Raw genomic sequence first — 20,963 nt, 5'->3', positions numbered from 1 at the left:
CGTCTACTGCGGGGCGTCCCCGAAGTCCGGGATCTCCAGCCTGACCCCGCCCTGCCGCGCCGACTCGTGCGCCACGATGCCCGGCAGGGTGTAGCGGGCGGCCACCCACGCGTTGACCGACGGCACCGACCGTGTGTTCACGGCGGTCACGAAGTCGTCGACCAGGAAGTGGTGGCTGCCCTCGTGCCCGTTGTGCAGGTTGTCGAACTCCCGCGGCAGCCGCGCCCGGTCGTGCACCGGCGCCGAACCCGAGGTGAAAGCGGCCCGCAGATCCGGCGCGATGTGCTGAAGTGACGGGTCGTCAGGGGACAGGGTGGGCTTGGGCTCGAGCAGCTCGCTGATGTCCTTCACGCCCTTCTTGTCCTGCCACAGGGCCACCGTGGCCAGCTGCTCCATGCTCGCCTCCGTCCCGAAGAAGCGGAAACGCGACTCCCGGATGTGCGAGGGATAGCCGACCCGCCGGAACTCGTTCGTACGGAACGAGCCGCCGCCGGCCACCTCGAAGAGCGCGGTCGCGTTGGAGAAGTCGTTGCCGAACTGGCTGACGTCCTTGTCGAAGACGCCGTCGCCGCGCTCGTCGACCACTCCGATCGCCGACACGCTCACCGCGTGCGTCTGCCAGGCGCCGAGCACCCCGCCCACCGAGTGCGTGGGGTAGAGCAGCGGGGGATAGCTGGCGGTCTGCTTCCAGTTCTCGCCGCCGCTGTACTGGTAGGCCTCGTAGAACCCCAGATCCATGTCGTGGACGTAGTCGCCCTCGGCGTAGAAGATGCGTCCGAAGGCGCCCTCGGCGATCTGGTTGCGGGCGTGCACGGTCGCCGGGTTGTACTGGCTGGTCTCGCCCATCATGTACGTCAGCCCGGTCGCCTTGACCGCGTCGATGATGGCGGCGATCTCCTCCGTGGCGATCGCCATCGGGACCGCGGAGTACACGTGCTTGCCGGCGGCCAGGCCCTGCAGGACCAGCGGTCCGTGGGTCCAGCGCTGGGTGAAGATGGCGACCGCGTCGACTGCCTCCGACTCCAGCATGGCCTGGTACGAGGGGAAGGTGCCCGCCAACTGCTGTGCCGCGGCGAGCTGTTCGGCCCGTTCGGGAAGGAGGTCGGTGACGTAGACGTCGCTCACCCCGGGATGGGCTTGGAAGAGGGTGGCGAACTGGCCGGAGAACTGGCCGGCACCGACGATGCCGAGCGAGAACGTCATGTGAGGCGTGCCCTTCACTGGTGGAGAGATCACTGGTCGGGAGATCACTGGGAGAGGATCAGATTGATCTGGTCGTTGGTCTGGTCGAGGCTGGTGACGGACCTGTCACCGCCGAAGATTCCCTGCATGGCCGGGTGCATGAGGGCGAACACGTCCGCCGCGTTGTTGGTGATCGGGAAGGTGAAGGTCCTGAAGTCCCTCTTGTCGGCGACCGGCTTGGTGAACGCCGTGACGTCGATGCCCTTCTTCCCGTAGGCGGCAACCGCTGCCTTCGTCCCCGCGAGGGTCGCCGGGAAGACGATGCCGTACCGGCCGACGATCTTCTGGCAGGCGTCCCAGGACAGATACCGCACCCACTTCTTGGCGCCCTGCTTGTTGTGGGCATTCTTGGTGATGGAGTCGGCGAGGCCGTTCATCATGGTGGCCCGCTTGCCGGTCGGGCCGACGGGTGTGGAGGCGGTGGCGACCTTGATGCCCTTCATCGCGTAGTACGTGGAGATCATCCAGGCGCCGTCGAAAGCGGTCGCCGCCTTGCCCGCGGCCACCTGGGCGTTGGCGGGGTTGGCGCCCGCGCTGTAGTCCGTCAGGGGCGCCAGATAACCCTTCTTCGCCAGCCCGAAGTACCACTTGATCACTGACTGGAAGGTCTTGCTGTCGTAGTCGTACTTGGTGCCCCAGCGCTTCCTGTCGGTGTAGCTCCAGCCGGCGGACGCGGCGAAGTTGCTCCACTGCGTCTGACCGTCGCCGTCGCCGCCACCGCCGGTCGCGAGGCCGTACACCTTGACGTGCTTCCTGTCGAAACCGGGTTGGTCGCCGCGCCTGCCGTGGACGTCGATCGTCAGGTGGGCGATGGCCTTCTCGAAGCTACCGCCGTCCTTCGGGTTCCATGCCAGGGAGTTGAGCTGCTGAGGGGTGATCCCGGCCGCCTTCGTCATCTTCGTGTTGTAGAAGAGGGCGACCGTGTCCCAGTCCTTGGGGGCGCCGTAGCGGTGGCCGTCCTTTCCGAGCCAGTTGTCGGCCAGTCCCGACTGGTAGTCGGCCGGGTCGATGCCCAGGTCGTCCAGCGGTTCGAGCACCTTCAGATCGGCGAACTGGCCGAACTTCTGGACGTGGTCGGTGAAGACGTCCGGCTGAGTGCCCGCGATGAAACTGGCGGTCAGCTTGGTCCAGTAGTCGTCCCAGCCCATCTGACTGATCTTCACGTTCAGCCCGGGATTCTCCTTCTCGAACTCCTTCGCGCAGGCCTGGTAGGCGGGCAGCTGGTTGGAGTCCCACAGCCAGTACGTCACCGTGTTCGCGTCCCCTCCCGCGCCGCTGCCCTTCGCACACCCGGCGACCAGGGACAGCGCCAGCGCACCGGTCAGCGCCAGGGCGCTTCGCATCCGAACTCGCATGTCGGTCCCCTTACTTGATCCCGGTGAAGCTGATGGTGCTGACGATGCGGCGCGCGAAGAACCCGAAGAGCACGAGCATCGGAAGCGCGGCGATGAGGGTCGCGGCCATCAGACCGGACCAGTCGTAGCCGGTCTGCGGGGTCTGCGCCCGGAAGATGGCCAGCGCCACCGTCAGCACCCGCGAGCTGTCGCTGTAGGACACCATCAGCGGCCAGAAGTAGTCGTTCCACGAGGTGATGTACGTCAGCACGCCCAGGGTGAGGATGGGCGTCGACGCCATCGGCAGCAGCACCCGGAAGAAGACCCGCACCTTCCCCGCCCCGTCCAGCAGGGCGGCCTCCTCGACCTCCCGCGGGACGTTCAGGAAGAACTGGCGCAGGAAGAACACCGCGAACGGCGTCATGAACATCGTCGGCAGGGCGATGCCCAACAGCGTGTCCACCAGGTGGAGTTGCTTGATGAGCACGAAGTTCGGCAGCAGCGTGAAGATCGCGGGCACCATCAGCCCGGCGAGGAACAGCCCGAACACCTGGTCCCGGCCGCGCCACCTCAGGCGCGCGAAGGCGTACGCGGCCATGGCGGAGAAGAAGAGCTGGCAGACGGTGATCAGCGTCGAGACGATCACCGAGTTGAGCAGATAGCGCCAGAACCTCAGTCCGCCGCCCGCACCGCCCTGCGCGATCGCCTCCTTCGCCGACTGCAGGCCCAGCGCCCGCTCGAAGCCGCCGGCCGTCAGGTCGACCGGCAGGGGGTCGCCGGGATGGGCGGCGAGGGCGGTGTTGGTGGACAGCGCGGTGCGCAGGATCCAGTAGAACGGCAGCAGCGTGATGAGCAGGATCGCGGCCATCACCGCCCAGGCGGCGATCCGGCCGAAGGAGGGCCGGCGCCTGGTGGGCCGTACGGTCGTCGTGGTTGCCACGGCAGCCATGTGGTTCGTCTCCCTTCCGTCAGCCGAGATCGCTCTGGCCGGCCCGGGTGAGCCGGTACTGCAGGAACGTGATCGCGCTCAGCACGAGGAGCAGGGCCACGGACATGGCCGAGGCGTAGCCGAACTGGAAGCGGCCGAAGGCGGCGCCGTAGATGTAGTACTGAAGCACGTTGGTGGCGTCGGCCGGGCCGCCCATGGTGGTCACGGCGACGGTGTCGAACACCTGGAACGAGCCGATCACCGTCATGATCAGCACGACCGCCAGTACCGGCCGCAGCAGCGGGAGCGTGATCCGCCAGAACATCCGCCACTCGCTCGCGCCGTCCACCCGGGCCGCCTCGTACATGTCGTTCGGGATGGCCATGAGCCCGGCGAACAGCAGCAGCGCGGTGTAGCCGACGTGCCGCCACACGTTGATCAGCGCGATCGTGGGGATCGCCCAGTGCTCGTCGGCGAGGAACGGGATGTGGTCGAAGCCGAGCGCCCCGATGAGCTGGTTGCCGATGCCGAGCTGGGTGTCCAGGATCCACAGCCAGACGACGCCCGCCACGACGTTCGACATCAGGTACGGGGTCAGCACGATCCCGCGCAGCACCGCCGACTGCGTCAGCCGCTGCAGCAGCACCGCGACGGCGAGCGCCGCCACCGTCTGGACACCGATGTTGATGACCACGTACTCGACGGTGACCTTGAGCGAGTCCCAGAAGATCGGGTCGTGGACCATCCGTATGTAGTTGTCCAGGCCGACCCACCTGGCCGGAGTGAGCAGGTTGAAGCGCGTGAAGCTCAGATAGATGCCGCGCAGCGTCGGCCAGAGCAGGAAGACCGTGAAGCCCAGCAGCGCCGGCGCGATGAACACCGCGGCCAGCCGTCCGTCGCCCCCGTCCTCGCGGGCCCTGGCCCGTCCCGTCCTCTGTTCGGTCACTGCCCTCTCCCGGCCGCGCAGTGGCAGGCGCGACGGAGGGCTGCTGGAGGCGATGGTCATCGGGAGACTCCCTCGTCTGCGGCGGCTCGTCCTCGGGCCACTTACTTTTGGTACGAAAGAATCAATGCGTCAAGGGGCCTGCTCGTATCTTTTTCCGAGGGGATCGAGCGCGCTAACCTGACCTGGTTACTTCCATAACGAAAAGAATCATGTGGGAGTCTGACCTTCATGACCACAGTTGCCGACAGCTGGCTTCCGCTGAGCCCCGGTGAGCGCTCGGTGGCGATCGAGGTGCTCGTGAACGGCCCGCTGTCGCGTACCGAACTCGCCCGGCGGCTCGACCTCTCCGCGGGCAGCCTCACCCGGCTGACCAAACCGCTGATCGAGTCGGGCCTGCTGATCGAGGTCGCCGAGGCCGGAGCCCCGGCGGAGGTGCGCCAGGGGCGCCCCTCACAGCCGTTGGCCGTCGTCGCCGAGTCCCGCTCCTTCATCGGCTTCAAGATCACCGAGGACATGGTCTACGGCGTCGTGACCACCCTCCGCAGCGACATCGTCGCCCGCTGTGACCGCCCGCTCACCACCCATGAGCCGGCCGAAGTCGCCGACGTGCTCGCCGAGATGACGGACGAGCTCGCCCGCATCCATCCGCGACTGGCCGGCATCGGAATCGGCGTGGGCGGTCTGGTCGAGGACCGGGCCGTGGTGGGGGAGTCGCCGTTCCTGCACTGGCGGGACGTCCCGCTGGCGGGGCTGGTCGAGGAGCGCACCGGACTGCCCGTCGTCGTCGAGAACGACGTCGCCGCCCTCGTCGAGGCCGAGACCTGGTTCGGAGCCGGGCGCGGCCTGGAGCGCTTCGTCGTCCTCACCATCGGCGCCGGCATCGGCTACGGGCTGGTCCTGGGCGGCAAACGGGTCTCCTGCGCGGAGGAGGACCGCGGCTTCGGCCGCCACTGGATCATCAACACCAACGGGCCGCTCACCCCCGACGGCGAACGCGGCAGCGCCGTCTCACTGCTGACCATCTCCAGCATCCGCTACCAGGTCCGGGCCGCCACCGGTCGCGACCGGACCTACGAGGAGATCCTCGCCCTCGCCGCCGCCGGTGAACCCATGCCCGCCCGCGTCATCGACGAGGCGGCGCGCGCCCTCGGCGCCCTGGTCGCCCAGATCGCCAACTTCGTCATGCCGCAGAAGATCCTTCTTGCGGGCGAGGGTGTCGGCCTGATGGATGTGGCCGGAGACACAGTGCGGCAGACGATCGCCGCCCACCGGCATCCGATGGCCGGCCCGGTCCCCCTGGAGACCAAGGTGTCCGACTTCCACGACTGGGCCCGCGGTGCGGCCGTCCTGGCGATCCAGGTGCTGGTGCTGGGGGCGGCGGAAGCCTGAACTCGGCGACTCACGTTGTCAGATGGACGTGATCAGCAACACGTCCGATATGCCCCCTTGATGTCGCCTTACTCACAGCGCCTTCACCTCCGGAGCCGTATGCTTCACAGCATGTCCACCACTGTTGAACCCGTCTCCGAGCGCTCGGCAGCCGAGGTCAACGAGGAGATCCGGGCCCTGTGGCGCCGGTCGGGCGGGACACTGAGCGGCGAGCAGCGCGAGGAGTACCAGCGCCTCGTCCTGGAGTGGGCCGCCGCGGCCCCGCAACCGGCGCGGGCGGCCTGAGCACCACCCGCTGAGGCCCGCCGCGCATCGGGGCCCCCGACCGGGGCACCCCCCATCGGATGGGCCCTCTCCTCGCACTGGCCTCGGCGGTCTGCTACGGCATCGTCGACTTCACCGGCGGGCTTCTGTCCCGCCGTGCCCCCTTCACCGCCATCACCTTCCTCGGCCAGCTGGGCGGCCTGCTCCTTGCGAGCATGGCCGCCCTCTTCGTGCCGGCCGGCGCCGTCCGCCCCGCCGACCTCCTCTGGGGTGCCCTGTCCGGCGTCGGCAGTGGCATCGCCATGCACTTCCTCAACCGGGGACTGAGCCGCGGTGATGGGGGCACCGCCCGGCTCGAGCGAAGCCGAGAGCTGGGGGAGAGCGTCGTCGTGCCCGTGAGCGCGGTGACCGGCGTCGCCCTGTCCGTGCTGTGCGGGGTGCTCGCCCTCGGTGACCGCCCCGGCGCCCTGGCCTGGACCGGCATCGCGGTGACCGTCCCCGCGCTCTGGCTCGTCGCCGGCGGGGGAGCAGGCGGCCGGGGCGCGAGCGGGCAGGTGGCAGACGGTCTGCTGGCGAGCGCGGGGGTCGCCGTGCAGTACGTCGCGCTCGGACTGGCGGGATCCTCCGCCGGACTGTGGCCGGTGGCCGCGGGCCGCGTCGCCGCCGTGCTCCTGCTGCTGCCCACCGCGAGCCGGCACCCACACCGGCTGCGGCTGCCGATACGCCTCACCGCACAGGCCCTCCTCGTCGGCGCCGGGGCCGCCCTCGGGCTGATCCTCTATCTGCTCGCCGCCCAGCGGCAGCTGCTCGCCGTCGCCGTGGTCCTCGCCTCCCTCTACCCGGCACTTCCCGTCGTCCTCGGCCTGGCCCTGCTGCACGAACGCGTCACCCCACGCCAGACAGCCGGCCTGCTGGGCGCAGCGGCCGCCACGGTCCTGCTGACCCTCGGCTGAACCGTCAGCCCCACGTCGCCGAGTAGTAGCGCCGGTACGCCTTGCGGTCCTGTTCGGCGCGGATCCAGCGGGTGGCCACCAGGGCGAGCAGGCTGCCTCCGATCACCAGCATTCCGGGACCGATGTTCTGGGGGTCCGAGAGCCGGGTCAGCAGCGTCGAACCGTCCGCGCTGCCCGTCACGGGAGTCGAGGAACCGGGTGAGGCCGCGTTGGGTGCGATCGCGCTGTGCGTGGCCGCGGACGAGGGCGCGGAGGACGGCGAGGAGCCCTGCCCCGCGGCGGCCTGCTTCGACACGATCAGCTGGACGCCGAGCGCCTGCATCGCCTTGGTCACCGGCTGGAAGAACGTCGTACCGCCCGACGTGCAGTCACCGCTGCCGCCCGAGGTCACGCCCAGCGCGATGCCCTCGGAGAACAACGGGCCGCCGCTGTCCCCGGGCTCGGCGCACACGTTCGTCTCGATGAGGCCGGTGACGGTGCCCTCCGGGTAGTTGACCGTCGCGTCGAGCCCCTTGACCTCGCCGTCGTGCAGACCGCTGGTGCTGCCGCTGCGGAACACCCGTTCCCCGACGGCCGGATCGCCCACTCCCGTGATGCGCACCCCGTTGCCGTTGCCGATGGCCACGATGTCGGCCCCGGCTCCCGCCGCGCCGGTCGCGTACTGGACCAGTGAGAAGTCACTGCCGGGGAAGTTCTGCTGCACGGTCCTGCCCAGCTGCTGGTTGCCTTGGTTGTCCGCGAACCAGACGGACCCGGTCGGCCCGCAGTGCCCGGCGGTGAGAATGAAGTCGCTCTGCCCGTTGGTCACGTTGAAGCCCGCCGAGCAGCGTCCGCCGGTGGACAGGATCGGGGAGGCCCCGTTGAGACGGGTGGTGAAGGTGCCCTGGGTGCGCTCCATGCGGACGAAGCTGCCGATGCCGCCCGCGACCTTGGTCAGGTTCGACCAGTCCGTCGGCGAGACGGTGCTGTCGGCCTGCACCACCACCTGGTTCGTCTTGTAGTCCATGACCCATGCCGTGCCCGCGACCCGGGGCGCGGCACGCAGCGTCGACGCCGCCGCCTTCAGCTCGTTCATGCTGTGCGACACCATCTTCGCCTCGGCGCCCGCACGCTTGACCTCGGCCGCCGCCGCGTCGTCGGTGACCGCGACGACCGGACGGCCGTCCGCGCCGATCCAGGTGCCCGCCGTACGGGAGGTGCCGAGCTTGGACACGAGCGCGACGCCGGGGTTGGGCGAGGTCCCCGAGGCCTTGAGCGGGAGGGCGGAGGTGCCGGGAGTCCCGCTCGCCATGGCGGCCTGCGTCACCATCGCTCCTCCCAGGAGGAGTCCGCCGACGGCCGCCAGCCGCGTCACTCGCCGGACGATCCGTCGTCGTGCGTGCCTCATGCATGGCTCCCGAACCCGAACGCGCGGCGCGAACACCGCGGGGCCCTCCGGTCGTTGAGCGCCCTCCCTCCATACGTGGCCCGGGACGGTCGCGTTCAGCGCGCGGGCGATCTTCTCACCGCTTGCGGCCCACCCCGCCGTACAGGGCCACTTCCTGCGGTTCCCCCGCCTCCGCGGGCTCGGGCCGCCAGCGCGAGCACGAGACCACGCCCGGCTCCAGAAGCTCCAGACCGTCGAAGAAACGGGCCACGGCCTCGGGGGTGCGCTGGGTCAGTGCCGGGATGCCGTGCTCGTTCCAGAACCGCACCGCCTCGTCCACCTCCGACAGCGCGGGACCCGTGATGGTGTGGGACAGGACGAGATGGCTGCCGGAGGGCAGCGCGTCCATGAGCCGCCGCACCAAGCCGTACGGGTCCTCGTCGTCGCCGATGAAGATGACCACCCCGAGCAGCATCAGCGCGACCGGCCGGGTGAAGTCCAGGGTGTCGGCGGCGCGCTCCAGGATCGAGTCGACGTTGCGCAGGTCCTCGTCCAGGTGGTCCGTGCGGCCCTCGGGCGAGCTGGTGAGCAGGGCGCGGGCGTGCGCCAGGACGAGCGGGTCGTTGTCGACGTAGACGATCCGCGCGTCCGGGGCCAGACGCTGGGCGACCTCGTGCGTGTTGTCGGCGGTGGGCAGGCCGGTGCCTATGTCGAGGAACTGCCGGATCCCCGCGTCAGCCACCAGATGACGCACGGCACGACCCAGGAAGAGGCGGTCCGCGCGGGCGTACTCGCCGATGGCCGGATGGAGTTCACGGATCCGGTCGCCGGCGATGCGGTCGACCTCGTAGTAGTCGCTGCCGCCCAGCCAGTAGTTCCAGATCCGGGCGGTGTGCGGGCGCAGCGTGTGGATGCGGCTGCGCAGCGCCGCGGCGGGATCTTCGGTGGTTGCCGGGTTCTCCGTCACGGGCTCTGCTCCTGGGTGCCTGATGGTGCGCTGTGCAGGACGTCAAACGGCAATCTAGACGGCCATGTTGATGTCTGCCGAGAGCGCGGTGCGGATCTTTTCCCCGCGGGCGATTCCAGATCGTGCCAGGTCACACCGCAGCCCCTATCTTGTGCCCCATGGCCAGCACCCCGCATGACACGTCCGGCGAACCGAACCCACTGCGCGCACTCTCCCTCGAGACCCTGCGATGTCGTACGAGCATGAAATGGCGCACCTACCCGGCCGACGTGCTGCCGCTGTGGGTGGCCGAGATGGACGTGCCCCTCGCCGGACCCGTCGTCCGCGCGGTCACGGAGGCGCTTGCGCTCGGGGACACCGGCTACCCGGCGGGTACCGCCTACGCCGAGGCGCTCGCCGGGTTCGCCGAGAAGCGCTGGGGATGGGACGGCCTCGCCGTGGAGCGCACCGCGATCGTGCCCGACGTCATGCTCGGCGTCGTCGAGATGCTCAAGCTGGTCACCGGGCACGGGGACCCGGTGGTCGTCAACTCGCCGGTGTACCCGCCCTTCTACCAGTTCATCGAGCACATGGACCGGCAGGTGCGGGAGGCTCCCCTCGGGGCGGACCTGCGCATCGACCTCGACGCCCTGGAAGAGGCCTTCCGGCAGGCGGTCGCCGGCGGACGCCGGGCCGCCTACCTGCTGTGCAGCCCCCACAATCCGACCGGCACCGTGCACACCGCCGGGGAACTGACCGCCGTGGCCGCGCTCGCCGACCGGTACGGCGTCCGCGTGGTCGCCGACGAGATCCACGCCCCGCTGGCCTTCTCCGGAGCCGACTTCGTGCCGTACCTGAGCGTTCCCGGCGGGGAGAGCGGCCTGTCCCTCATGTCCGCGTCCAAGGCGTGGAACCTGGCGGGGCTGAAAGCCGCGCTCGCGATCGCCGGACCCGCGGCCGCCGCCGACCTCGCCCGCCTGCCCGAGGAGGTCGGCCACGGCCCCAGCCACGTCGGCGTCATCGCCCACACGGCCGCCCTGACCGAGGGCACCGCCTGGCTGGACGCGCTGCTCAGCGGCCTCGACGACAACCGGCGCCTGCTCACCGGCCTGCTCGCCGAACACCTCCCCGCGCTCTCCTACCGTCCGGGCCAGGCCACCTACCTGGCCTGGCTCGACTGCCGCGGACTCGGCCTCGGCGAGGATCCGGCGCAGGTGTTCCTGGAGCGGGGGAGGGTGGCCCTGAACTCGGGGATCCCCTTCGGCACCGGCGGGAGGGGGCACGTACGCCTGAACCTGGCGACCTCGCCCGAGGTGATCACGGAGGGCGTCCGGCGGATGGCGGCGGCACTCGCCTGAACCGACACCCGGGCGGGGGTGTCATGGACACGTGACAGCCCTGCATGATGGCCCCATGCGCGTGCTGATCCCCCTCCCTGACCAGGACTTCGACGTCACCGAGGTCGCCGTGCCCTGGCGACTGCTCACCGACGCCGGGCACGAGGTCGTCTTCGCCACCGAGCGCGCCGGGACCCGGCCCGCGGCCGATCCACGGCTGCTGACCGGTGTGCTCTTCGGGCAGCTCGGCGCGGAGGACGAACCGAAGCGGTTCTACGAACAGCTCACCGCGGCACCGGAGTTCACCGCCACGGCCGCCTGGGCCGACCTGGACGTGACCGAGTACGACGGGCTGCTGCTGCCGGGCGGCCACGCGCCCGGTATGCGGCAGTACCTCGGCTCGGCCTCGCTGCAACGGCAGGCCGCCCGGTTCTGGGGGCTGGAGCGACCGGTCGGTGCGATCTGCCACGGGGTGCTCGTCCTGGCTCGCACCCGGGACGCCGGAACGGGACGCAGTGTCCTCGCCGACCGGCGCACGACGTGCCTGCCCAAGTACATGGAGCGCACCGCCTACCTGACCACCGCGTGGCGGCTCGGGCGGTACTACCGGACCTACCCGGCGTATGTGGAGGACGAGGTGCGTTCTGCTCTCGCCGAGCCGGCTGAACAGTTCGAGCGTGGCCCTCGGGTTCTGACCCAGCGCGGTACCGCGGACGACGACACGTACGCCTTTGTCGTGCAGGACGGCCGTTATCTGTCGGCGCGGTGGCCGGGGGACGCGTATCTTTTCGCGCGTCGGTTTCTCCAGCTTCTCGAGTGAGGTGTCTGCGGGTCAGCCTGCTTAGACTTTTCGGTATGGACGACACGGCGCTGGAGCGGCTCGGGGCGGGGAAGTACGTGCTGGTCACCAGTTACCGCAAGAACGGCACGCCGGTGGCCACCCCGGTGTGGGTGGTGCGGGACGGTGACACGCTCGGGGTGTGGACGGCGGCCGACTCCTGGAAGGTGAAGCGGATCCGCGCTCGCGGCGACATCCTCGTCGGCCCCTGCGACCTGCGCGGCAACCCCACCGGCGCGCAGCTCCCGGCCACCGCGGAGATCGGCGACGAGGCGACCGTTGCCCGCTATCGAGAGCTCATCGCCCGCAAGTACGGCATCGTCGGCCGGCTCACCCTGCTCGGCAGCCGGCTGCGCCGAGGGCTGAAGGGCACCATCGGCATCCGCGTGACGCTGAAGCCGTAGAACGCGTACGGCCGCGTGCTCCTCCCGGGAGGACCACACGGCCGTCACGACGGCGAACCGCGCTCTACGAGCCGTCCAGCACCGTGCCGGTCAGCACCGGCCCGCCGGGCTGCGGATCACCGTTGTCGTTCGTCAGCTGGAAGCGCACGGACTCGGCCGGCTCCGTCACCCGGTCCTTGACCGTCGGCAGGGACACGTCCGCACTCAGCTTCCCCCTGGGCACGTTCGCCGCCAGGTAGAGGTACTTGATCTGCGACAGGGGACGCTCCGGATCCGGCGACTCGCCCGAGGCGCCGGCCAGCCACGCCGGGTCGACGTCCTTGGTGGACAGCTCCGGTCCGCCCGTGACCGGGGTGACGACGAACATCGGGCTCAGGTCCACGTCCGCGGCCTCCGAGAGGGACACCTTCCACTTCAGCGGGTTCCCCTCGGTCACCCGGTCCGCCACCGGCGTCACGGTGATGGTGGGCATCGGGTCGTCGTTCTGCACCGTCACGCCACCGCGGTACGAGCCGATGACAGCGCCCCGCACGGCCTTCACGATCACCGTGTGGTCCACGTCGTACGCGTAGCGCGTGTTGCCCTTCACCTCCACCGGTACGTCGATGTCGTGGCCGCCGGGATGCACCGTGACCAGGCGTGCCGTGGCCCTGCCGGTGACGGGGTCGACGACGTACACCCGCACCTGCCCGCTGCCCTGCCCGGACACCTCGACAGGCACCCGGTACGTGCGGACGCCCGAGTCGCCCTCCTTGACGGTCGTGCGGCCGATGTCGACGCGTGCCAGCGGGGCCTGCTGAACCGCAGGGGTGCCCGGCCGCCAGCCCCAGGCGTCCATCAGCCAGGCCTGTCCGGAGCGCGAACGCGGGGTCAGGTCAAGGGACTTGATGTGCTTGAGGTCGAGACCGGCCCGGGACGCCGCCGACAGCGGGACGCGGACCTCGCGCGCCCAGTAGGAAGCGGTCCGTTCCGTGCCCGGCAGGCCGTCGACAGCCGTGCGGCCGAGGTTGGCCCGCTTGCCACGGGTGTCGGTGAGGGAGACGTCGAGCTTGGTGCCGGTCGAGTCGGGCGGCACGATCACGCGCAGGGCGAGGTCCTTGGCACCGCCCAGCGACACCGGCGCATCGGGGCGCACCCGGGTCGCCGAGCCGGCCGCCGACCAACGCAGCGCGACCGCGCGCCGGCCGGCCTCTCGGTCCGTCTCCCACCGTGCGAAGTGCGGCGAAGCACCCTTCACACGGGATCCCAGACAGGCCACGTGGTCGTCCGGATCGGCGGCCGAGCACAGCCGCCCGCCGGTCACCGTGACCTTGCCGTCCGGCAGGAACCCGCCCTCACGGTTCGCCCCGACCGCATGCGTGAGCACCCGCGCGGGATCGGCCGACGGGGCCCGTCGGCCCGAGCCGTCGAGCAGGGGCCGTACCCGGTCGTCCCCGGCCACGAACAGCCGGGCCGCCGCCGCGATGTAGGTGCTGCCCGCCTGGTGCTGCTGGTTCGCGGTGAGCCGGGTCGCGGTACCCGGCGAGCACACCGGGTCGCGGTGGTCCGGGTCGTCGTAGAAGTCGTCCTCGGCGGGCGCCTGCGCCTGTCCCGGGGTCCACTCGGTGTTGAAGAAGTTGTGGTCGGCGCCCACCACGTACACCGCGCTGTGCAGCGCGGCACCCCGGCTGACCGACCGGGTGCCGTCGACATAGACCTCGCCCTGCAGGTCGGACACGTCGCCGTCGCAGCCCGGCAGGATCGTCGCCGACTGCACGTCCGCGACCGGATTCTGGCCGAAGATCGTCGGTCCGATGAGGACGGTGCCGCGGATGTGCCAGCGCACCGGCCCGTGGTAGCCGTCCTGCGCGGCGGGCGGAGGGTTGAGGCTGTCCATCGCCGCACGGTTGACGCCCTCGCCGCCGCGGGAGTGGCCGACGAGCAGCACGCGCGAGAGGTCGGCCGGCGGTGCGGTGCGTACGGCCGCGGGGGCCGAGGCCGGGTCGGCGGCCCATCCGGCCCACCGCGCCAGGTGCTCGCGGACCAGTGAGGAGCGGGCCTGTGCGCCGCCGTCCTCGGCCGCGTCGTCCTGGGCGTTGATGCCGTTGGCCGAGATCGACACCGTCACATAGCCCTGCGAGGCCAGCAGCCGCTGGTCGCGCAGATAGCCCCGGTAGCTCGGGATCGGCTTGGTGCCCTGCGGGCAGGGCCAGTCGCCGGTCACGTTCGTACGGGTGTAGCAGGTGGAGTGGCGGCCGTGCAGGAACAGGGCGAGCGGCCGGTGGCCGGTGGCGCCCTTCGGGGCGACCACCACGGCGCGCATCTCGACCGGCTGGGGGAAGCCGGGCAACTTCACGGGGGCGAGGTCGTACTCGCCGGTGGTCGTGGCGTACTGGCCCGGCTTCCCGGGGTCCACGGAGTTCGCGGGAAGCCGGGCGGGAGGCAGAGCCGCCGCGGAGCGCCGTCCGCTCGGAGTCTCGCTACGGCCTGCGGCGTCCAACTCCCGCCCTCCGGCCCGCACATGAAGACCCGACAGCCCGGTTGCCGCCGCGCCTCGCCCGAGGCCGAGCCGGAACGTGCGGCCGTCCCTGTCCGGCTGCGGGACGCCCAGCATCCGGCCCCCGGAGTAGAACTCGACCCGCGCGTCTCCCATCGGCACGGGAGCGGTCGAGCGCCAGACGAGCTGCCGGGCGTCACCCTTGCCGGCGATTCGCCAGCCGGGTGGCAGGCCACCGTCCTGGTCGGTGGCTGTGCTTGACGGTCTGGCGTCGGGCGGCGGTGCCGCCTGCGCCAGTCCTGGCGATCCCCCCGCCACCGCGAGCACCGCCGCAGCGGTCACCCATATTCGCCGGGCACGGAACAAGGTCCCCTCCTCAAGTACCAAGCAGAAGCACCCCGTTGGTCAGCCGGGGCGTCACGCGTTTCAGAGGACGGCAGGAGGGACCTGTGGGTTGCCTGTGACTGCCGATTCGGCTGGTGCCCGGTGATGCGATCAGGCCGACCCCGACGACCAGGCATGGACGCCGGGCCTGCGGGACAGGACCCCCCAATGAGCCGAACACCGTTGCGCGCCGCCGTCGTCGGCACCGGCCATCGCGCCCAGACCTTCGTGCGGGGACTCGCCGCCCGCCCCGGCCACCGCGTGGCAGCCCTGTGCGACCCGAGCCCGACGCGGATGGCCTTCCACAACCGGGCGCTGGCCGCCGCCGGGGAACCGGCAGCCACCGAGTGGGAACCGGACCGTTTCACCGACATGCTCGCCGAGGAGGCCATCGACGAGGTCGTCGTCACCACCGTCGACGCCGCGCACGACCGCTACATCGTGCCGGCGCTGCGGGCGGGCTGCCGCGTCGTCACCGAGAAGCCGATGACCGTCGACGCGGACCGCTGCGCACGCATCCTCGACGCGGTGCAGTCCACCGGCAATCCCCTCACTGTCGCCTTCAACTACCGCTTCAACCCGGTGCACGAGAAGGTGCGGGCGCTGCTGGCCGACGGCGCGATCGGCGAGATCCTCTCCGTGCACTTCGAGTGGGTCCTCGACGTACGGCACGGCGCCGACTACTTCCGCCGCTGGCACCGCGAGAAGCACCACAGCGGCGGCCTGATGGTGCACAAGTCGAGCCACCACTTCGACCTGGTCAACTGGTGGCTCGCCGACGAGCCGCACGAGGTCTTCGGCTACGGCCGGCTCGGTTTCTACGGCCCCGAGGCGGGCGAACGCCATGGACTGCGCCGGGACTACGACCGCGCCCACGGGTCCGCCCCGGCCGCCGACGACCCCTTCGCCCTGGACCTGGCCGGCAACGAGACCCTGCGAGCCCTGTATCTGGCCGCAGAGGGGGACGACGGTTACCTCCGCGACCGCAATGTCTTCGGCGGCCCGGTCACCATCGAGGACGACATGGCGGTCCTCGTCCGTTACGCGCGCGGGGCGTCGATGACCTACCACCTCACCGCGTACTCCCCCTGGGAGGGCTACCGCGTCATGTTCAACGGCAGCGGCGGCCGTCTCGAGCTGGAGGTGGAGGAGAGCCGCTGGGCGCAGCCGCGGACCCCGGTCGCCTCCGACAGCGGCGCGCTGCACGGCGACACGGCTGCCGAGCACGCGGGCGGTGCACGGCTCACCTGGCGTCCGTTGTGGCGGCCTCCGGTCGAGGTGCCGCTGGACGCCGCCCACGAGGCCCACGGCGGGGGAGACCCCCGTATGCTCGACGCGCTCTTCGGACCCCTGGACTCCGCTGCGCCGGATCAGGGTGCGGCAGCGCATCCCACCGCCACCCAGCGCGACGGCGCCCTCGCTCTCGCCGTGGGGCTCGCCGCCAACCGGTGCTTCGAGACGGGACGGCCCGTGTCCGTGCGGGACCTGGTCCCCGGAGTGTGGCGGAGCTGAGGAGGTGTCAGGACCAGGCGCGGTAGGGCTCGTCGACCAACTGAAAGACCGGCTCGCCGCGGACCGGGTCCTTGGCCGTCGACAGCCGGACCCGGTCACCGCTGTGAATGCCGATCAGCGGGCCCATGACCCTGCCGCGCACCACGAACCCCTCGGCCATCTCCACGAGCGAGACATTGCGGGCGGCGGGGGTGTTGCGGTGCACGATCGTCGCATGGCGGACCGTGCCCACGCCCTCGCTGCGCTCCGTGCGCAGGTCGCCGCCCTGGCAGACCGGACACAGCAGCCGGTGGTACATGGCCGTGCCGCACCAGGTGCACCGCTGGAAGAGGATGGTGTCCGCGTCGTGCGTCCCGGGATCGAGCAGGCCTGCCGCGGAGCCGGCCGCCTGACGAGCAACGTTTCCTGAGTGGTGGTACACGCTGGTCAACTCCCTGCGCTCGGCCCGGAATCCCGCGTGCGCGGGTCAACCGCGCACGCACGTGCCCGGTCGCCGTGCCACCGTGCACGGCATCAATGTATGGCACTGAGTGTCATACGTAAAGACACTGCGTACCCTCAATGTGGGGCTCCGGTCAGTCCTGCTCCAGAGCGCTCTCGATCTCCTGGACCACCCGCCACAACGGCGCGCCACGCCGGGAGACGACCACCACCACGTCCTCGGGTTCCTCGTCGTCGTGCGCCGGGGGAGTGGTGAAGGCCTGCTGCACGTACCCCAGGGCGTGGTCGAGAGCGGCGCTCGCGTCCCCCTGCCCGTCCGAGCGCAGCCAGGAGCGCAGCGCGTTGTTGTGCGCCGCGGCCACCGCCGCCGCGATCACGTCGGCCTGCAGCGTCCCGTCCGGACGGCCCGCGAGGCGGCCGCGCAGATGGTCGGCGAAGGCGCGCTCGTATCGCCACACCACCGAGAGTTCGTACGCGCGCAGTCCCGGCACCTTCTTGGTGAGGCGGTAGCGCTGCACGGAGAAGGTCGGGTTCTCGGTGTACATGCGCAGCACGATCCGCACCGCGTCACAGACCCGCTGCACCGGTTCGTCCTCGTCGCCGCTGTCGGCGAGGAACGCCGTCATCTCGGCCAGGCACCGCTCGTGGTCGGGGAAGACCACGTCCTCCTTGGAGGGGAAGTAGCGGAAGAACGACCGCCGCCCGACGCCGGCGAGCGCCACGATGTCGTCCACCGTGGTCTGCTCGTATCCCCGCTCGAGGAACAGGTGGAAGGCCGCCGCGACCAGGGCGTCCCGCATGGGTGGCCGCGCGGCAGTCGGCTCCGTCTTCATGAACGGGAAAGTAGCATCCGGACGGCACAGACGGCACTCAGTGCGCTGCCAAAGGGAACTGAGTGTCCTCCTGTGGGGCTGCTGAACTCTCGCGGTGCAGGGCGCGTATCACTCCCCGGGGAACCGCGGAGGCCCCGCAACGGGGACGGAAGGAGAGCGCAGTGCCCATACCGCCCGCATCCGGGTCACCGCAGGACCGTTTGCCGCTGGAGCCCATCCGGGTCCTGCGCCCGCGCCGCACCGACGCCCTGGCGCAGCTCTTCAAGGAGATGGAGCAGGGCACCGGTGATCTCGAGCCCGTCGCCGTGCGGGACCCGCGGTCCTGGGACGAGGGCGAGACACAGGAACTCCCGCCCGTGCGCACCGGCCACGTCAGCGCACCGCACGGTGGCGGCCGTTTCGGGTTCGGGCCGGGACTGCGCCGCGCCGCCGTGACGATCGCTGTCGCCGCGGCCGCCCTGGTCGGCTTCGGCGGCGCCCTGCTGCTGCACGACAGGAACGAGGCCGCCGCCGTGCCGGAACCCCGCCCCACCGTGTCCGCCGAGCCGACCGTGTCAGCTGAGCCGACCGCGACCGCCGAGCCGACCGCCTCCGCCTCCGCCGCGTCGGACCCCGACGGCCCGGGCACCCTCCGCGAGGGCGACAGCGGCCCGGCCGTGACCGATCTGCAGCAACGCCTGCTGCGCATCCCGGACGTCTACACGGGCGGCTCCACCGGCGGCACCTACGACGCCACCCTCAAGGCCGCGGTGGCGCGCTTCCAGCTCTGGTACGGCATCAGGGGCGACGAGACCGGCGTCTACGGCAATGACACCCGCGTCGCACTGGAGTCCCGGACGGCCTCCGGCACCGGCTGACACCGGGGAGGTCCCGCCGTCTACTGCGGATCCGCAGGCACCCGGATGTCGAGCACACAGACGTCATCCCGCCGCTCACCCTCCAGCATGGCGGCGAGCATGGGCGCCAGGGCGCCGGGCTCGTCACTGTGGCGGCTGAGGACGGCCTCGGAGAGCCGTTTGAAGCCTCGGTCGAGGTCCTCCGTGGGCCGCTCGACCAGGCCGTCCGTGTACAGGAGGACGCGGTCGCCGGGTGCGAGGGGCAACTCCGCCTCCGCGAAGTCCGGCGCCGTGCTCGCGCCGAGCAGGATGCCGCTAGGGCGGTCGAGATAGTGCGCCTGGCCGTCGCGCAGCAGCAGGGGCGGCGGGTGGCCGGCCTGCGCCCAGATCAGCCGGCGCTCGGCGGGGGCGTAGCGGGCGAGGACCATGGTCGCGGTGCCGTGGGGTCCGCGGGAGTGCAGCAGCAGCGTGTTGAGGCGCGCGAGCGCTCCCGTCAGCGAGGACCCGGTGATGACCATGCCCTTGGCGGTGAAGCGGAGCTGGGCCATCGTGGCGACCGCGTCTATGCCGTGGCCGGCCACGTCGCCGACGACGAAGAGGGCGTCCCCGTCCGGCAGTTCGATGGCGCTGAACCAGTCGCCGCCGACATAGGTGCCCGACTGGGCGGGCAGATAGGCCACTTCGACACGCAGCCCCGCCAGGCGCACGGGCCTGGTGGGCAGGGGGAGCAGGGCATGCTGCAGCCGGCCGGCCAGTGCCCGCTCGGCGCGCAGCACGTCGTGCTGGGTGAGGACGGCCCGCTCGCTCTCGACGAGGGCGAGCTCCGCGCTGCGCTGCGCGGTGAGGTCCTGTACGACGCCGTGCACCTCGACGGGCCTACCTGCAGCGTCCGGCACCGCCTCGGCGACGGCCCGCAGATGCCGTAGCCCATCCGCCGTCCTGATGCGGAACGGGACGTCGAAGGGGCGGCCGGTGCCCAGGAGTTCGCCGATGGCACGGGCCAGCACGGGCGCGTCCTCGGGCAGGGCAAGGCCGGGCAGGTCGGTGAGGCCGACCGGGCCTTTGCCGGGGGCACGGCCGAGGAGCTCGAAGACCTGCGAGGACCAGGTGGCCTCGTGCGTGACCAGGCTCCAGCTCGCCCAGCCGAGACTCCCCAGCCGCTGCACGTCCGCGAGGCGCTGTTCCTGCCGGTCCGAGGAGCCGTGCCGCAACCATGTCACGAACAGCCCGTCGCCCAGCCGGGCCGCCCGCACCGTGTAGGTGGACAGCTCCGTGACACCGTCCACGACCTCCTGGTAGGCGAACGGCGCGCTCTCATACGGCTTTCCGGTGGCCAGTGCGCTGCGCAGGCCCTGCCACAGCGGCTCGCCCGCCAGGGCCGGGCAGGCCTCCTGGAAGCGTCGGCCGACCAGGTCGGACGCGCCGCCGACGACGTCGGCGGCCTGTGCGGTGGCGGCGTCGATGCGGTAGTCGTCGATCACGCCCGAGGCGGCGGGCAGCGGAGTGAGCAGCATGGCGGCGCCGGGCAGCGCTTCGAAGACGGCCTGCATGGCCTGAACGGTCTCGGTGGCGTCGACGGCGGCCTGCGGACCGGTGGAGAAGTCCCGCAGACGTCCGGCACACAGCCGGGCGGCGGCCTGCAGATGAGCCCGCTCGCTCGCGCTGAACGGCCCGCTGCGGGTGCGCAGGATCCCGATGCAGACGCTCGGTGAGGCACCGGTCGGCACCGGCAGCCAGGCGCGGGACGCCCAGCGTTCGGAAGGGTCGCCGATCAGCACGTAACGCTTCCGGTCCTCGGCGGCGGCCTCCAGCCAGCGCGGCTCGCCCGCCCGCAGGGCCTCGAGGGCAGGGAACCCCTTCAGCGGCGGGATCTGCTGCCACTGGGCGGCGAGGGTGGCTTCGATGCCGGCGTGGCTGACCAGCTCAAGCCCGCCGGCGGGCGGTCGCGCATAGATCATGACCGCGTCGGCGCCCACCTCGGGCGCCAGTTGGTCCAGCAGACAGGAGGCGAGGTCCTGCGGTGCGGTGACACGGACGAGCTCCCTGCCGAGAGCGGCGAGCGCCGCGGCACCCCAGTCGGCGGCCGCGTCCCGCGAGGGCGACACGGCGGACTCGGTCAGGACGGCGGGCTCCGGGGCGGGAGCGGCACCGCCCGGCGGCGGCAGGCTGCCGAGGGTGATCCAGCACTCCTCCAGCACGGTGCGGCCGGCTGTCTCGGCCCGCCGCTGCAGCTCCTCCTCAGCGGCACCGGCGGAGCAGCCGGTGAGTGCCATGATCACGCCCTTGGCCTGCTCCAGGACGGCCGACATGGCCGCCAGGTGGCGCAGCCGGTCCATCTCGGCGCGCTGCCTGGCGACGACCTGGGCCAGGGCGACGGTGTCGGCGGCGGTGCTGGACTCCGTCGGCGTGGCGGGCTTACTCGTCACGCGTCGAGCATCGCACAACAGGGCGGGTGCGATCGTGGTCCATCCGGCCCTGGCTTCACTCGAAAGGAGAAGAGCCGGCGTGTCGAAGTGGACGCCGGGTCCGCCCGG

18 protein-coding genes are annotated in these 20,963 nt (G+C 71.2%); 8 read left to right on the top strand and 10 right to left on the bottom strand.

What is annotated here, in order from left to right:
• Positions 1-3: 3 nt before the first annotated feature.
• From ACFY1U_RS31780 to ACFY1U_RS31765, 4 genes are read right to left on the bottom strand one after another with little or no spacing between them, the layout of a single operon-like run.
• The gene (locus ACFY1U_RS31780) at positions 4-1,203 is read right to left on the bottom strand and encodes a Gfo/Idh/MocA family protein (protein ID WP_390697575.1); all 1,200 of its coding nucleotides are present in this window, start codon (positions 1,201-1,203) and stop codon (positions 4-6) included.
• 44 nt (positions 1,204-1,247) lie between these two features.
• Positions 1,248-2,597 carry an ABC transporter substrate-binding protein gene (locus ACFY1U_RS31775; RefSeq protein WP_390697574.1) on the bottom strand — a complete coding sequence of 450 codons (1,350 nt, stop codon included), beginning with the start codon at positions 2,595-2,597 and terminating at the stop codon, positions 1,248-1,250.
• Between the two features lie 10 nt (positions 2,598-2,607).
• Positions 2,608-3,525 (bottom strand): carbohydrate ABC transporter permease, encoded by a 918-nt coding sequence (locus ACFY1U_RS31770; RefSeq protein WP_390697573.1) that lies wholly within the window; start codon positions 3,523-3,525, stop codon positions 2,608-2,610.
• A 19-nt stretch (positions 3,526-3,544) separates the two neighbouring features.
• Positions 3,545-4,510 (bottom strand): carbohydrate ABC transporter permease, encoded by a 966-nt coding sequence (locus tag ACFY1U_RS31765; protein ID WP_390697572.1) that lies wholly within the window; start codon positions 4,508-4,510, stop codon positions 3,545-3,547.
• Positions 4,511-4,678: 168 nt separating this feature from the next.
• Between ACFY1U_RS31765 and ACFY1U_RS31760 the strand changes: the two genes are divergently transcribed.
• The 3 genes from ACFY1U_RS31760 (at position 4,679) to ACFY1U_RS31750 (ending at position 7,056) form a co-directional block, all read left to right on the top strand.
• Positions 4,679-5,839, top strand: a complete 1,161-nt coding sequence (locus ACFY1U_RS31760) for an ROK family protein (RefSeq protein ID WP_390697571.1) — start codon at positions 4,679-4,681, stop codon at positions 5,837-5,839.
• Positions 5,840-5,938: 99 nt separating this feature from the next.
• Positions 5,939-6,124 (top strand): hypothetical protein, encoded by a 186-nt coding sequence (locus tag ACFY1U_RS31755; RefSeq protein ID WP_390697570.1) that lies wholly within the window; start codon positions 5,939-5,941, stop codon positions 6,122-6,124.
• Positions 6,125-6,183: 59 nt separating this feature from the next.
• Complete coding sequence (locus ACFY1U_RS31750) at positions 6,184-7,056, top strand: EamA family transporter (RefSeq protein WP_390697569.1); 873 nt, start codon at positions 6,184-6,186, stop codon at positions 7,054-7,056.
• Between the two features lie 4 nt (positions 7,057-7,060).
• Here the strand turns inward: ACFY1U_RS31750 and ACFY1U_RS31745 are convergent, their stop codons facing one another.
• Both ACFY1U_RS31745 and ACFY1U_RS31740 read right to left on the bottom strand, forming a co-directional pair.
• Positions 7,061-8,443 (bottom strand): S1 family peptidase, encoded by a 1,383-nt coding sequence (locus tag ACFY1U_RS31745; RefSeq protein WP_390697568.1) that lies wholly within the window; start codon positions 8,441-8,443, stop codon positions 7,061-7,063.
• 115 nt (positions 8,444-8,558) lie between these two features.
• The gene (locus ACFY1U_RS31740; protein WP_390697567.1) at positions 8,559-9,389 is read right to left on the bottom strand and encodes an SAM-dependent methyltransferase; all 831 of its coding nucleotides are present in this window, start codon (positions 9,387-9,389) and stop codon (positions 8,559-8,561) included.
• A gap of 158 nt (positions 9,390-9,547) precedes the next feature.
• Between ACFY1U_RS31740 and ACFY1U_RS31735 the strand changes: the two genes are divergently transcribed.
• From ACFY1U_RS31735 to ACFY1U_RS31725, 3 genes are read left to right on the top strand one after another with little or no spacing between them, the layout of a single operon-like run.
• Positions 9,548-10,726, top strand: coding sequence for a MalY/PatB family protein (locus ACFY1U_RS31735; protein ID WP_390697566.1), 1,179 nt, complete (start codon positions 9,548-9,550; stop codon positions 10,724-10,726).
• Between the two features lie 55 nt (positions 10,727-10,781).
• Positions 10,782-11,525, top strand: coding sequence for a type 1 glutamine amidotransferase domain-containing protein (locus ACFY1U_RS31730; protein ID WP_390697565.1), 744 nt, complete (start codon positions 10,782-10,784; stop codon positions 11,523-11,525).
• 35 nt (positions 11,526-11,560) lie between these two features.
• Complete coding sequence (locus ACFY1U_RS31725) at positions 11,561-11,947, top strand: PPOX class F420-dependent oxidoreductase (protein WP_390697564.1); 387 nt, start codon at positions 11,561-11,563, stop codon at positions 11,945-11,947.
• Positions 11,948-12,011: 64 nt separating this feature from the next.
• On the opposite strand, the gene ACFY1U_RS31720 is transcribed toward ACFY1U_RS31725, so the two are convergent.
• Entirely contained in the window at positions 12,012-14,789 is a 2,778-nt protein-coding gene (locus ACFY1U_RS31720; RefSeq protein ID WP_390697563.1) for a hypothetical protein, read from the bottom strand.
• A 186-nt stretch (positions 14,790-14,975) separates the two neighbouring features.
• Here ACFY1U_RS31720 and ACFY1U_RS31715 point away from each other — a divergent pair, with 186 nt between their 5' ends.
• Positions 14,976-16,319 (top strand): Gfo/Idh/MocA family protein, encoded by a 1,344-nt coding sequence (locus tag ACFY1U_RS31715; RefSeq protein ID WP_390697562.1) that lies wholly within the window; start codon positions 14,976-14,978, stop codon positions 16,317-16,319.
• 7 nt (positions 16,320-16,326) lie between these two features.
• Here the strand turns inward: ACFY1U_RS31715 and ACFY1U_RS31710 are convergent, their stop codons facing one another.
• Both ACFY1U_RS31710 and ACFY1U_RS31705 read right to left on the bottom strand, forming a co-directional pair.
• Complete coding sequence (locus tag ACFY1U_RS31710; protein ID WP_390697561.1) at positions 16,327-16,740, bottom strand: Zn-ribbon domain-containing OB-fold protein; 414 nt, start codon at positions 16,738-16,740, stop codon at positions 16,327-16,329.
• A 154-nt stretch (positions 16,741-16,894) separates the two neighbouring features.
• Positions 16,895-17,560 (bottom strand): TetR family transcriptional regulator, encoded by a 666-nt coding sequence (locus ACFY1U_RS31705; protein ID WP_390697769.1) that lies wholly within the window; start codon positions 17,558-17,560, stop codon positions 16,895-16,897.
• Between the two features lie 194 nt (positions 17,561-17,754).
• Here ACFY1U_RS31705 and ACFY1U_RS31700 point away from each other — a divergent pair, with 194 nt between their 5' ends.
• On the top strand, positions 17,755-18,450 hold the full coding sequence (locus ACFY1U_RS31700) for a peptidoglycan-binding protein (protein WP_390697560.1): 696 nt from the start codon (positions 17,755-17,757) through the stop codon (positions 18,448-18,450).
• Between the two features lie 20 nt (positions 18,451-18,470).
• On the opposite strand, the gene ACFY1U_RS31695 is transcribed toward ACFY1U_RS31700, so the two are convergent.
• Entirely contained in the window at positions 18,471-20,765 is a 2,295-nt protein-coding gene (locus ACFY1U_RS31695) for a SpoIIE family protein phosphatase (protein WP_390697768.1), read from the bottom strand.
• Between the last annotated feature and the right edge of the window lie 198 nt (positions 20,766-20,963).

Origin of the sequence: Streptomyces sp. NPDC001351, assembly GCF_042896045.1 — a bacterium.
Classification (GTDB): domain Bacteria; phylum Actinomycetota; class Actinomycetes; order Streptomycetales; family Streptomycetaceae; genus Streptomyces.
This window is presented reverse-complemented; position numbering and strand designations above follow the sequence as displayed.